This window comes from Vibrio sp. FE10 (assembly GCF_030297155.1).
Lineage (GTDB): Bacteria > Pseudomonadota > Gammaproteobacteria > Enterobacterales > Vibrionaceae > Vibrio > Vibrio apostichopi.
The window spans coordinates 2915557-2928093 of record NZ_AP028067.1; the positions used below are offsets into that span (position 1 = coordinate 2915557).

The 12537-nt window shown below is 45.2% G+C and carries 11 protein-coding genes and 1 pseudogene; 5 read left to right on the forward strand and 7 right to left on the reverse strand.

The window, feature by feature from the left end; genetic code table 11:
* Positions 1–52: 52 nt before the first annotated feature.
* Both QUF19_RS12980 and lpcA read right to left on the reverse strand, forming a co-directional pair.
* Positions 53–898, reverse strand: coding sequence for a class II glutamine amidotransferase (locus QUF19_RS12980; protein WP_017079424.1), 846 nt, complete (start codon positions 896–898; stop codon positions 53–55).
* A gap of 65 nt (positions 899–963) precedes the next feature.
* The gene (lpcA, locus tag QUF19_RS12985; RefSeq protein ID WP_017063379.1) at positions 964–1539 is read right to left on the reverse strand and encodes a D-sedoheptulose 7-phosphate isomerase; all 576 of its coding nucleotides are present in this window, start codon (positions 1537–1539) and stop codon (positions 964–966) included.
* Positions 1540–1866: 327 nt separating this feature from the next.
* Between lpcA and fadE the strand changes: the two genes are divergently transcribed.
* Entirely contained in the window at positions 1867–4332 is a 2466-nt protein-coding gene (gene fadE / locus QUF19_RS12990; RefSeq protein ID WP_286294475.1) for an acyl-CoA dehydrogenase FadE, read from the forward strand.
* Positions 4333–4553: 221 nt separating this feature from the next.
* Here fadE and QUF19_RS12995 read toward each other — a convergent pair whose 3' ends face one another.
* Together QUF19_RS12995 and dnaQ are read right to left on the reverse strand one after the other, a co-directional pair.
* Positions 4554–5801 carry a TIGR03503 family protein gene (locus QUF19_RS12995; RefSeq protein WP_102435057.1) on the reverse strand — a complete coding sequence of 416 codons (1248 nt, stop codon included), beginning with the start codon at positions 5799–5801 and terminating at the stop codon, positions 4554–4556.
* A gap of 9 nt (positions 5802–5810) precedes the next feature.
* Positions 5811–6599, reverse strand: a complete 789-nt coding sequence (gene dnaQ, locus QUF19_RS13000) for a DNA polymerase III subunit epsilon (protein ID WP_170960633.1) — start codon at positions 6597–6599, stop codon at positions 5811–5813.
* Between the two features lie 56 nt (positions 6600–6655).
* On the opposite strand from dnaQ, the gene rnhA reads away from it, so the two are divergent.
* A complete protein-coding gene (gene rnhA / locus QUF19_RS13005) occupies positions 6656–7120 on the forward strand; it encodes a ribonuclease HI (protein WP_004734327.1) in 465 nt (154 codons plus the stop codon).
* A 78-nt stretch (positions 7121–7198) separates the two neighbouring features.
* Here the strand turns inward: rnhA and QUF19_RS13010 are convergent, their stop codons facing one another.
* Entirely contained in the window at positions 7199–7981 is a 783-nt protein-coding gene (locus tag QUF19_RS13010) for a class I SAM-dependent methyltransferase (protein WP_102435059.1), read from the reverse strand.
* A gap of 53 nt (positions 7982–8034) precedes the next feature.
* Here QUF19_RS13010 and gloB point away from each other — a divergent pair, with 53 nt between their 5' ends.
* The 3 genes and pseudogenes from gloB (at position 8035) to QUF19_RS13025 (ending at position 11123) form a co-directional block, all read left to right on the forward strand.
* Positions 8035–8793, forward strand: coding sequence for a hydroxyacylglutathione hydrolase (gene gloB, locus QUF19_RS13015; RefSeq protein ID WP_102361945.1), 759 nt, complete (start codon positions 8035–8037; stop codon positions 8791–8793).
* 70 nt (positions 8794–8863) lie between these two features.
* Positions 8864–10435, forward strand: a complete 1572-nt coding sequence (locus QUF19_RS13020) for a LysM peptidoglycan-binding domain-containing protein (RefSeq protein WP_286294482.1) — start codon at positions 8864–8866, stop codon at positions 10433–10435.
* Positions 10432–11123 (forward strand): annotated as a pseudogene (locus QUF19_RS13025) (YIP1 family protein). The gene QUF19_RS13020 and the pseudogene QUF19_RS13025 overlap by 4 nt, the downstream one beginning before the upstream one ends.
* A 128-nt stretch (positions 11124–11251) precedes the next feature.
* Here the strand turns inward: QUF19_RS13025 and QUF19_RS13030 are convergent.
* Both QUF19_RS13030 and glnB read right to left on the reverse strand, forming a co-directional pair.
* Positions 11252–12094 (reverse strand): endonuclease/exonuclease/phosphatase family protein, encoded by an 843-nt coding sequence (locus tag QUF19_RS13030; RefSeq protein ID WP_286294484.1) that lies wholly within the window; start codon positions 12092–12094, stop codon positions 11252–11254.
* A gap of 61 nt (positions 12095–12155) precedes the next feature.
* A complete protein-coding gene (glnB, locus tag QUF19_RS13035) occupies positions 12156–12494 on the reverse strand; it encodes a nitrogen regulatory protein P-II (protein ID WP_004738609.1) in 339 nt (112 codons plus the stop codon).
* Positions 12495–12537 lie beyond the last annotated feature (43 nt).

Consider the following 12537-nt stretch of genomic DNA (forward strand, 5'->3'; position numbering starts at 1 on the left):
TCAGTAAGCGGCCTTTCTTTTATGCGTTTCAAAATAATACTATTCGGAATACTTAGCTCAATGGCTCAGTTGGTGCTTGGCTTGCAACCTTTTTAGGTGCGTAAGCAACATCTTCCAACGCTTTATGGTTATTGCCGATCAGCTCACCAAAATGAAACAGTGCGTATTCGCCTGGCTTCATCCTAAACCACTCTTCATTGCATGTTAGAGGCTGTGTTGCAACGACCGTAACCACATCATTTGGCGTAGTCTCTTCTTGGAAGTTTATCTCAACGTCTTCATCAATCAGGCTAGCATTACCAAAAGGCGCACGTCTTGTTATCCAGTATAAGTGATTCGTACAGTAGGTCATGACGTACTCACCATCGCTGAGTAGCATGTTAAAGACGCCTTTCTCACGCAACTGGTCACAACATTCCGCAACAAAGCGAAACATGCCTTCCATGTCTTGTGGTGGTTCAGGAAAACGATCTTCTAGTTGTTTCACTAACCAACAGAAAGAAAGTTCACTGTCGGTCTCACCGACAGGTCTGAAACGTCCACTAACCAGATCATCGTAATCCGTTAATTGGCCATTGTGAGCGAAGGTCCAGTATCGCCCCCAAAGCTCACGGGTAAATGGGTGAGTATTTTCTAGATTAACGCCACCACGATTGGCTTGACGGATATGACTGACAACAGCTTGGCTTTTAATTGGGTAGTTTTGAACTAACTCAGCAATCTTTGATTCACAGCTAGGGTTAGGATCTTTGAACGTTCGAAAGCCCTTCCCCTCATAAAAGGTGATTCCCCACCCATCACGATGCGGTCCGGTATTACCTCCACGCTGCATCAGGCCGGTGAAACTAAAACAAATATCAGTTGGCACATTCGCGCTCATACCGAGCAATTCACACATGGTTTAATCTACTCCCTTTTAAAACCAATGGAGCCTAAGCTGGGCTCCAAATGTCTGTAAAACTATTATTCCATTTCTTTTTCGACAAGCTGAATCACAATGTGAATGATCTTAATGTGAATCTCTTGGATGCGGTCAGCGTAACCAAAATGCGGAACTCGGATTTCGATATCAGCACAACCTGCCATTTTACCGCCATCTTTACCGGTTAGCGCGATGGTTTTCATGCCTTTAGCTTGAGCAGCTTCAATCGCTTTCAAAATGTTGGCAGAGTTACCTGAAGTCGACAAACCAAACAACACGTCGCCCTTACGACCCACGGCTTCTACATAACGAGAAAAGACATGGTCGTAACCAAAATCATTACTGACGCAAGATAAATGACTCGGATCTGAAATCGCAATACCAGCGTAGCCTGGGCGATTTTCACGGTAACGACCAGTTAGCTCTTCCGCGAAGTGCATCGCATCACAGTGTGAACCACCGTTACCACAAGAAAGCACTTTGCCTTCTTGTTTAAATGAGTCAGCAATCAATTTTGCCGCAGCTTCAATTTGAGCGATATTGTGGTCATCGCTCAAAAACTTGTTAAGAACGTCAGCAGCTTCGTTCAATTCACTTTTGATTAGGTCTTGGTACATAAGGCTTATCTCTTATATTTTTTGACGCAACTTGAAGTGCGTGAAATGAGAACTGAGGGTTTTCCCCTCTTTATCACTGAGTTTACCCACAAACATGAAATAGTGTCGATACTTAAGCCAAAAGATTGCCACCTTAATTAACCTCTCACTGCAGAACCGTCCAATTATTCACCACCAACCTCTCACAATTAGAATTTTAACTCTATTAAGATCACTTTTTACCCAATTTAGAGTTTTACAAATATTTAATATTTTGTTTACACTTAACTGGTTAGACCTCTCACCTAAAATCATAACGATAAGTGATCTCTGAAAAGGAAATCGATCATGAACATATTGCTCTCCCTACTTGCCATGACAACCATCTTTGGTGTCTGCCTTTACCATAGAGTTAGTCTGGTACGTGCTTTAATCGTATTAACCGGGTCAATGGTTGTACTGACATTGTTTGGCGGCGTAGCTGTCACTGGCTGGCTTTGTTACCTTTTGGCCGTTGCAATGCTTGCTGTACCTGCAATTCGTCAAACCATCATCAGCCAAAAAGCGCTTTCTTTGTTTAAGAAAGTACTCCCGGCAATGTCTCAGACAGAAAAAGAAGCATTGGAAGCGGGTACCGTTTGGTGGGAAGCTGAGCTGTTCAAAGGCAAGCCAGAATGGAAGAAGTTGCAAGACATTGCAGACCCTAAGTTATCTGAAGCTGAACAAGCCTTTTTAGACGGGCCTGTAAATCAGGTTTGTGAAATGGTGAACGATTACCAGGTGACGCATGAGTTAGCGGATCTACCACCAGAAGTTTGGCAATTCCTAAAAGACCACAAATTCTTTGCCATGATCATCAAAAAGAAATACGGCGGTTTAGAATTCTCAGCTTACGCTCAATCTTTGGTTCTACAGAAGCTAACGGGTGTTTCGAGCGTATTATCATCGACCGTTGGCGTACCGAATTCACTAGGCCCTGGTGAGCTATTGCAACACTACGGCACAGAAGATCAAAGAAACCATTACCTGCCGCGCTTAGCTGAAGGTAAAGAGATCCCTTGTTTCGCACTGACCAGTCCAGAAGCAGGCTCAGACGCTGGCTCTATCCCTGATTACGGTGTGGTTTGTAAAGGTGAATGGGAAGGTGAAGAAGTATTGGGCATGCGCCTAACTTGGAACAAGCGTTACATCACCTTGGCGCCTGTCGCGACTGTTTTGGGCTTGGCCTTTAAACTGCGTGACCCAGATGGCCTACTTGGTGACCAAAAAGATCTTGGTATCACCTGTGCGCTTATCCCAACAGATTTGAAAGGTGTTGAGATTGGTAATCGCCATTTCCCACTCAATGTTCCATTCCAAAATGGTCCAACTCAGGGCGACGACATCTTCGTACCGATCGATTTCATCATTGGTGGTCAGAAAATGGCAGGCCAAGGCTGGCGTATGCTGGTTGAGTGTTTGTCGGTTGGTCGTGGTATCACGCTGCCTTCAAACTCAACAGGTGGCATCAAGTCAGCAGCGCTGGCAACCGGTGCTTACGCTCGCATTCGTCGCCAGTTCAAACAACCGATTGGTCGCATGGAAGGAGTTGAAGAGCCACTAGCACGCCTAGCGGGTAATGCATACGTAATGGACGCTGCGAGTAACTTGACCGTTGCAGGTATCGACCTTGGCGAAAAGCCTTCAGTTATCTCTGCTATCGTTAAATACCACTGTACTCACCGTGGTCAACGCAGCATCATCGATGCGATGGATATCGTCGGTGGTAAAGGCATTTGTTTAGGTCCATCAAACTTCTTAGCGCGTGGCTACCAAGGTTCGCCAATCGCGATTACCGTTGAAGGTGCAAACATCCTGACTCGTTCAATGATCATCTACGGTCAAGGCGCGATTCGTTGTCACCCTTATGTTCTAAGCGAAATGGAAGCGGCTTATTCTGAAAGTAGCGATGCACTGGATAAGTTTGATTCTGCGTTAGCTGGCCACGTTAGCTTTACGCTCAGCAATCTCGTTCGCAGTTTGTGGTTTGGTTTAACCGATGGCCGCGGTTCTGATACGCCAACGCCAGCCAATAAAACCGACAAACAAACACAGCGCTATTACCAAAAATTGAACCGCTACAGCGCTAACCTAGCGCTACTGTCTGATATTTCAATGGCAGTGTTGGGCGGTTCTTTGAAACGTAGAGAGCGTCTATCTGCAAGACTGGGCGACATCCTAAGTCAACTGTACTTAGGGTCTGCAACACTTAAGCGTTTTGAAAGTGAAGGCAGCCACGCTGAGGATCTACCGCTAGTACATTGGGGGATGCAAGATAGCTTACGTCAAACTGAAGTCGCGATTGATGAGTTCCTAGCAAACTTCCCTAACCCGGTAATTGGTCGTCTACTTCGTGTTGTGTTAATGCCATTTGGTCGTATTCGCCGTGCACCTAATGACAAACTTGACAGCCAAGTAGCGAACATCCTGCAAACACCAAGTGAAACTCGTTCACGTATTGGCCGCGGTCAATACTTAGAAGCAACGGAATACAACCCTGTTGGTAAGATCGAGAAAGCACTAGAAGTGATTCTGCAAGCCGAACCTTTATTCGATAAAGTTTGTAAAGAGACACATCAAAAACGCGCTTTCTTGAGACTCGATCTTGTTGCTCAACTAGGACTTGAGAAAGGTATTCTAAATGAGCAAGAAGCCGCGTTGCTTGTTAGCGCAGAAGAGCACCGTCTGTACACGATTAACGTTGACGACTTCGCGCCAGAGGAACTCGCAGCAAAGTCACAATACCCAGGTCAATCGATTGATAACGTAGCCTAGCCAAAGTATCAGTTGTAGCGGTATGTAATTAAGCAACTCAGTTACGAAACCAGATACACGAGATAGACCAAAAGTAAAAACGGGACTCATAGAGTCCCGTTTTTTTATATCTCAATCAAGTAGTCGCAATGTTACATCCATGAGCAGCTTATATCGATGAGCTACTTACATCGAAGAGCTAAAGCGAACGCTGAATGAACTCGTCAGCGACGACTCCTGTTTTATTTAGGAGCTCTTAGCTGCATCTCAGGCTGAGCTTGTTTCTTTGCCGTCACTTTACGAATCACAAACCAGATCAACAAGCCCAATAGAATCGCGACAACATTACCGATAGCAATAATGATCATACTGCGTTGTCGGTCATCTTCACGTTTCTGAAGAATCATCAACTCTGTCGCAATACGTTTTTGCTCGGCTAGCGCTTCTTCTTGAAGGCGTCTTGACTCCGCTAAATCGATATCTTCAACAACGCTGTATGATTGCTCTGTAATTGGAAAGATCAGTGGACGTTGACTTGAAGCATCGGTGGCGTAAACCATTCCTGACCAACTATAAATCCCCAAATCACCATTGTAAGGCACCTCTAAAGGCACTTTCATCGCATCGACTTCAGCTTGGCCTTGCTTATACGTTACATACTCATCAGGGGCTTTATGCTCAACATGAACGGCTAATGAGCTTGGGGCTATCATGCCCGGTTCACCTGATACGACAATAGTATGAGGCAGCCCTTCTTTACGAGACTGAATAAACGTCGTGGTGAGCGGTGTTGGGTAGACCAATACCTCTTGTTCTTGTGCTCGAAGGAACACACCATTACCAGAAGTAATACGCGCGCGGTATTTACCCGGCTCAATATCAATCGGCAACGACACAGTAAAAACGCCATCTCCGGCTTGTTCATCAAGACCACTGCCATCGTCGGCAAACTCGCCCATCACAACCGGAACGGGGCGCGCCTCTCTCACCAAAGATTCTTCATTTTCAACGAACTTAGTAAAAGTGACCTTAAGCTTTACACGATCTAAAAAATCACGCAGCACCAAAGGCTTGCCGTCAGAGGTCAAACGAGCCGTAAATTTAATGTGTTCGGTTTGGTACAGTTTGTCAGGGAAGTCATTGGCATCTAAAACAAGGTGAGACAATAGCTTGATGTTGTTCTTAGGTGAGACCTTACCAACCGCCTGCCAAGGGCCTGGCATCGGATTGTCGATAGATATGATGTCCATTGACGACTCTTCGTACCAACGGACATTATCGGCATTGCGCCAAGCGTAGTATTTCTTGCCGTCAGGGCGAACCAAAACGACAGGTTTAGAGTTATCGGCTCGATAAATCACAAAGGTGACTTGTTCAATACTGGGATCAACGCGAAAGCGGTTGTCCAATAAACTCATTACGGATTCCGTTGCCGCATGTAAGCTAAAGCTTAACAGCAATAAGTAACCGGTAGCCAATACCCTTAACATACTTTCTCCCTACTGACGCCAGAGACAGCTTCCGCTTTTCTCGACGAGGTCTAAACGACTTTGATGCGCTTCTACTTCATCGGCCGTAGCTCGTAAAACCTTTAGGGATTTTCGACCACTTTCTGCTCTTCGGATGCTTTCTGCACCGCCATCTTGTTGGCCAGCGTTAAATTGCAGCGAAGTTTGTCCACCTGTCATCAATAAATAGACGTCAGCTAGAATCTCCGCATCGAGTAAAGCGCCGTGGAGAGTACGGTGTGAATTATCAATACCATAACGGTCACATAAGATATCTAGGTTATTTCTTTTACCTGGGAATATCTTTTTCGCCATCGCCAAGGTATCGGTAACTTTACAGTAGTCATCCGTTTTACCAATCGCAGGGTTAAGCTTCTCAAACTCATAGTCCATAAAACCCGTATCGAAGGGCGCATTGTGAGCCACCAGCTCAGCACCTTTGATAAAGTCGAGAAACTCTTTGTGTATATCTTGATACTCAGGCTTATCTACCAAGAACTCATCAGTAATACCGTGAACGCCAATCGCCTCTTCTTGAATGGCACGATCGGGCTTGATGTAGACGTGGAAATGACGTCCGGTCAATCTACGGTTGATGATTTCGACGGCACCGATCTCTACGATGCGATGGCCCATGTAGTGAGGGCCACCTTCCGTGTTCATACCGGTTGTTTCGGTATCGAGTACAATGATGCGCTTGTTTTCTGCGTTCGCCCCATTTTCTGATTTGGAGTTCGCTGCTGCGTCAACGCTTTGTTCTGGAGTGCTACTGGTATTCATAAGGATATCTGTGTCAGACTATGCCGATAATGTGCTTGAGGTAATAGTATCAAATCATGACGAAACAAGTTGAAATTTTCACTGATGGTTCTTGTTTAGGCAATCCAGGTCCTGGTGGCTATGGCATCGTACTTCGCTATAAAAAAGTCGAAAAGACACTAGCAGAAGGCTTCACACTGACGACCAACAATCGAATGGAAATGCTCGCCGCAGTCATTGCGCTTCAAGCACTCAAAGAACCCTGCTCAGTGATTCTAACAACAGATAGCCAATACGTACGTCAAGGTATCACCCAGTGGATCCATAACTGGAAAAAGCGTGATTGGAAAACAGCTGATAAGAAGCCGGTTAAAAACGCCGACCTTTGGCAACGGCTAGATAAAGAGACCGCGCGTCATAGCGTTGATTGGCGTTGGGTAAAAGGACACGCAGGGCACAGAGAGAACGAAATGTGTGATGATTTAGCAAGAAACGCAGCGGAAAATCCGACTCAAGAAGATACGGGGTATCAGCCAAGCTAATCGTCTTTTAAACTAGACGTACATTTCAAAAACTGGTTTATGATTGCTTAAACTAATTAATAGATGAAAAGCCGACTACTAGTCGGCTTTTTCTGTTTTTAGCGGATATGAAGCCTTGTTTGAATGCTGCGTGGGACGGCTATTGGTTCTAAAGCTTGCTCCAACAGGAGAAAAGCGTCGTTTAAGGTGCCAATGAGGCTTAATCGGTTTGAGCGGGTAAGTACGCTTACGAGCAACAATAAAATATTGGCTTCCCGCAAAGGAAGCACAGCCACCCAAGCTGTTCTCTAACCACGTCCACACTGCCTGATATTTACTCATAGGAAACAGCGCATAGGTATCGCAATGAATCACTTCATAGTTCAATACCCCTAACCAGTCTTTAATTCGGTTTGGCGTATACATACGTCCACTCCAAGGCAAACTATTCTTACGCCAAGGCAGTAAACTTGCGAGTCCGGTAATACTAAACGGATTGAAGCCAGTAATGATGATATAACCATCGTCCATCATTACTCGATCGACCTCTCTCAATAATCGGTGAGGGTCGTTGCTATAATCTAATTGATGACTGAGCACCACAACATCAAAGCTTTTCTCTAAAAAGGGTAAATTATAGCCATCCGCTATCACATTATGTAATGGGTTCTGGATATCTAGGTTTACTTGATGTTGAATGTTGCATGTGCAGCTAGAAATCTCACTACTGAGGCCGCCGAGCTTGAGCATATGGTAACCAAATAGCTTTGGACACCACTCATCGAGTCGAGTTTGAATAGATTCTCTCAACCAGTCCCCATTGTGCAACTGTGCCCAAGTGTAAGGACACTCAAACTTTTTTCTGCTACGTGCTGGCTTCATCAATAATCTGTCTCACTTATTCTGTCTCACTAAAAGTGACTGGAGAACCAATAATGTTACATATCAAAAGCATACCTGCATTTAACGACAATTACATCTGGCTGATTGAAAATAGCGATCGCCGTTGTGCTGTCGTCGACCCTGGTGATGCTGCTCCAGTATTAGAGTACTTAGCACATCATGAGCTAACTTTAGATGCAATCTTGATTACACACCACCACCATGATCACATTGGTGGCGTTCCAGAATTAGTCAGACAATTCCCAAGCGTAGACGTCGTTGGCCCTAGAAATGAGCCAATTCCAACCCTGACTCATCCAGTCGATGACGGTGACCAGTTGGAGCTGTTTGGAGAAGTGTTCCTCGTGCTAGGGCTTAGTGGCCATACTGCAGGACACATTGGCTATGTGGGTGATGCTAAGCTATTTTGTGGTGATGTGCTGTTTTCAGCAGGCTGCGGCCGAATCATGGAAGGCACACCACAACAGATGTTTGATGCACTGAACAAGATCACAGCGCTACCTCAAGAAACCGAAGTCTATTGTGCACACGAATACACAGCCGCCAATATCGCTTTCGCACTGGCTGTTGAACCTGATAACCAACATTTGCAGCAATATCGCGACCAAGTGAACCGACTGCGCGCGCAAAATAAGTCGACCATCCCCACAAATTTGAGACAAGAGAAGTTCGTGAACCCTTTCTTACGTTACACCGAACCAAGTGTAATCAAATCAGTCTCTAACCGCACCGAAAACACCGATCCTCTGTCAGTGTTCACCGCTTTACGTACGTGGAAGAACGAATTTTAACAAATCCAGACTTGTCACTCATAGGGGGTGGCAAGTATTATCATCGGCCGTTTATTAAAAAGGCTGTAACATGCGAGTTAAGTACAGCTGGGCTTTGGTACTACTACTTTCTGGTTGCCAATTAACTCAGTCAGAGAATCCAGACCAAGCTTCCGAGCAAACCAACACATCTCCTACTAAAGAAGTTTCTCAAACGAACGTTTCATCAGAAGCGACCAAAGAAGAACCAAAAGTTGAAGCACCTGTCGTTACCCCACAAACACAAGAAGATGTTTGGAAACGTATTGCGATGCAACTTGAAATGGAAGTACCCGACCAAAAGAAGGTCGATTACTACCGAACTTGGTATCTAAAGCACCCTAGTCATCTAAAAACCGTCTCACAACGTGCTGAACCCTTCCTTTATCTAATCACAACTAAGATTGAAGAAAAAGGCTTACCACTAGAATTGGCATTGTTGCCGGTTGTAGAAAGTTCTTTCGATGCGTTCGCCTACTCTCATGGCAGCGCTGCAGGTCTATGGCAATTTATTTCTGGCACAGGCAAAGATTACGGACTAGAACAGAACTTCTGGTACGACGGTCGTCGTGATGTCGCCGCTTCTACCGACGCTGCATTGGATTTCCTGTCAGACCTTAACAGACGTTTCGATGGCGATTGGAATCATGCCATTGCTGCCTATAACAGTGGCGGTGGTCGTGTAAGCAGTGCTATCCGCAAAAACAAGAAGCTGGGTAAGCCAATCGACTTCTTCTCTTTGGATTTACCAAGAGAAACCAGCAGCTACGTGCCAAAACTACTTGCACTGGCTGACGTGATTGCCAACCAAGAAAAGTATGGCATCGACATTCCTGCAATCCCTAACAAGCCGGTATTGACTCTGGTTAACCCAGACGAACAACTTGATCTGGCGATTGCGGCAAACTACGCAGGCATTCCGGTAAAAGAGCTGCAAGGCTACAACCCAGCTTATAACCAATGGGCGACGGCACCAGAAAAGCATCAGCAATTATTGCTTCCTCTAAGCTCTGTTGAGAAGTTCAACAAAGAAGTGGCGGCCAATAAAGGCAAAGGCATGAAGTTGGTGCGTTATAAAGTGCAATCTGGCGATAGCATCAGCGTCCTAGCGAGTAAATACAACACCACCAGCAAAGTGATTCGTTCTGCAAACGGGATGAGCAACAACAATATCCGTATTGGTCAGCACCTACTTATCCCAACCTCAACCAAAGACGACAAAACGTACGCACTAAGCGCTTCAAACCGCCTAGCAAGCACACAGTCGAAGAGTCGAGGCCAATATAAGCTAAGCCATACGGTAAGAAGTGGAGACAGCCTGTGGACGATTGCACGCGCAAATAAGGTGTCTCACCAATCACTGGCTAAGTGGAATGGCATGGGACCACGCGACACACTGCGTATTGGTCAAGAACTGGTCATTTGGAAGAATGGTTCAGATGGTGCCATCATCCGCACTATCTTTTATAACGTAAGATCGGGTGACACAGTCAGCGGTATTGCATCAAAGTTCAAAGTAAAAAGTACAGATGTTGTAAAATGGAACACTTTGCAGAACAAAAAATACCTACAGCCAGGACAGAAACTGAAGCTGTATGTTGATGTAACTAAGGTAAGTGTATGAACCCGTCAAGTAACCCACTCGTCATGCTGTTGGATATTTTCCGAGCACCAACAGCTTGTTTCTTAGCGCTTTATCAGCGAAGTGCTTGGGGATGGCAACCCTACGTCGTATTAATACTCAGTCCATTTTTATTTTGGGGTGCCTATTTTTCGAATGTAGATTTTGCATGGTTGAGCGCAGAGTTGTCACAACAACTTGCTCAAACTAACCCGGATCAATTGGCGTTACTTGACAGCAATACCCTACTCGCGAGTGAAATCATCAGCGATGTGTTTGGCCGAACGTTAACCATCGCTCTGTTGGCGTTTTGGTTTAACCTAGCAACCAAACCAAACCAAGCCAACATCAGCACAGTTACTGGCGATGGTTTGCAGCTTCGTCTGTTGTGATGTTCCCAGCTGTTTTAGGTGATGTGGCGAGCTACGCAAGCCTAATACTCAAGCACGGACATGTGATGAACTACGCTGCTGACTTGAACAGCTTAAACGGCTTAATCAAGTTACCGCTCACTAGTGACTGGTCGCAGTTTGCTAGCTCATTACCACTATTGCTGCCATGGTACATCGTGCTGGGTTATGCCGCGGTATTAACATGGACTGAGTTTGAACGCGGGCAAGCGCTTGTGATTTCAGGCTTACCATGGGTTGGCTATTACCTAATCTGGGCTCTCTACATTTTAATATTTTAAGTTGAAGAGATAAGGCTAGCGAAAACTCTCTAGCCTATTTATTCCATAAAACTACCCAACGTAACCACAGTGTGAATGGCAAACAGCTAAGCTCCTATGACTAATAGCCAATAGCCAATAGCTTCTTACTATTTAGCCTTAAAGGTCACTCGCATAGGGTTATGATCAGAAGCGTCCGTGATGGGCGCTTTTGCTTTTTCTACTTCTAAGCCACGATAAAACACATGGTCTAGCACCAACCCCGTAATAAATTGGGTGCGGTTATCGGGTTCAAAAGCGACCTCTTTCAAGCCTACCTTTTCCAGTTCAGTTTTTAATACAGAAAAGCGCGCCTCACTCCAACTGTTAAAGTCGCCAGCAAAAACGACAGGCCCACGATATTGCTGCAGGTTATCAGTCAAGCTCTCGAGTTGAGCTTCGTAATCTTCAGTACCAAACGTAAAGTTCACCGCGTGGATATTGATGATCGCTAACTCTTCACCATTGCTCAACTGATAACGAGACCAAAGCGCCGATTTAGGCAGTTGAAGCCAAGGCTCTTCATGAGTATAAGCACAAGCTTCGATCGGCAAATGTGTCGCTAGATTGAGTACACCAGCACTTTGCTCAAAGGCTTCGAACGCATTCACTCGAGTACTTCCCCACTGGCCACTGGTCACCCATTGACGAAGCCCTTCTGTCATACTCGCTTCTTGCAATAAAACCAAATCGCTTCCTGCCGAAAGTTTATTTAACTCACTCTGCCAGTTACTGCGGTTTTGCTTGTAAATATTCCACACGGTGAGGCTCAATCCGTCAGACACATCAATCGCCTTCGGTTTCGAGTTTTGGTAGCAGCTATAAATATCGTTGCTAGTGTTTTGAGAGGAAGTGATCAGATTCGGTTTATTCGGGATCACGAAGATAATATGAAAACTAGCAACAGCAAGTGTTATCAAGACTGCGATAACAATGACGGTTTTCTTAAACATACAGCACCCTACCAGAAATGAAAAAGGAGCGATAAACGCTCCTTTTAGGGTAATAGTTTTTTTATACGGCGTCTTCGTCTTCTTCGCCAGTACGAATACGTACCACACGTTCAACGTCAGTAATGAAGATCTTACCGTCGCCGATTTTACCTGTTTGCGCTGTTTCGATAATGGTATCAACACATTGGTCAGCCACTTCGTCAGTCACAACAATTTCCAATTTCACTTTAGGTAAAAAGTCGACCATGTACTCTGCGCCGCGGTATAGCTCAGTATGACCTTTCTGGCGTCCGAAGCCTTTAACTTCAGATACTGTCATACCCGTAATGCCCACTTCTGCAAGTGCTTCACGTACATCATCAAGTTTGAATGGCTTGATAATGGCTTCAATCTTTTTCATGTTCATCCCTTAAACTGTGCGAATGGCTCATTATCGGTTAGCT

Bases quoted from the DNA above. Each gene is read 5' to 3' on its own strand.
- QUF19_RS12980 (WP_017079424.1), bottom strand. From the start codon at position 898: ATGTGTGAATTGCTCGGTATGAGCGCGAATGTGCCAACTGATATTTGT.
- lpcA (WP_017063379.1), bottom strand. From the start codon at position 1,539: ATGTACCAAGACCTAATCAAAAGTGAATTGAACGAAGCTGCTGACGTT.
- fadE (WP_286294475.1), top strand. From the start codon at position 1,867: ATGAACATATTGCTCTCCCTACTTGCCATGACAACCATCTTTGGTGTC.
- QUF19_RS12995 (WP_102435057.1), bottom strand. From the start codon at position 5,801: ATGTTAAGGGTATTGGCTACCGGTTACTTATTGCTGTTAAGCTTTAGC.
- dnaQ (WP_170960633.1), bottom strand. From the start codon at position 6,599: ATGAATACCAGTAGCACTCCAGAACAAAGCGTTGACGCAGCAGCGAAC.
- rnhA (WP_004734327.1), top strand. From the start codon at position 6,656: ATGACGAAACAAGTTGAAATTTTCACTGATGGTTCTTGTTTAGGCAAT.
- QUF19_RS13010 (WP_102435059.1), bottom strand. From the start codon at position 7,981: ATGAAGCCAGCACGTAGCAGAAAAAAGTTTGAGTGTCCTTACACTTGG.
- gloB (WP_102361945.1), top strand. From the start codon at position 8,035: ATGTTACATATCAAAAGCATACCTGCATTTAACGACAATTACATCTGG.
- QUF19_RS13020 (WP_286294482.1), top strand. From the start codon at position 8,864: ATGCGAGTTAAGTACAGCTGGGCTTTGGTACTACTACTTTCTGGTTGC.
- QUF19_RS13030 (WP_286294484.1), bottom strand. From the start codon at position 12,094: ATGTTTAAGAAAACCGTCATTGTTATCGCAGTCTTGATAACACTTGCT.
- glnB (WP_004738609.1), bottom strand. From the start codon at position 12,494: ATGAAAAAGATTGAAGCCATTATCAAGCCATTCAAACTTGATGATGTA.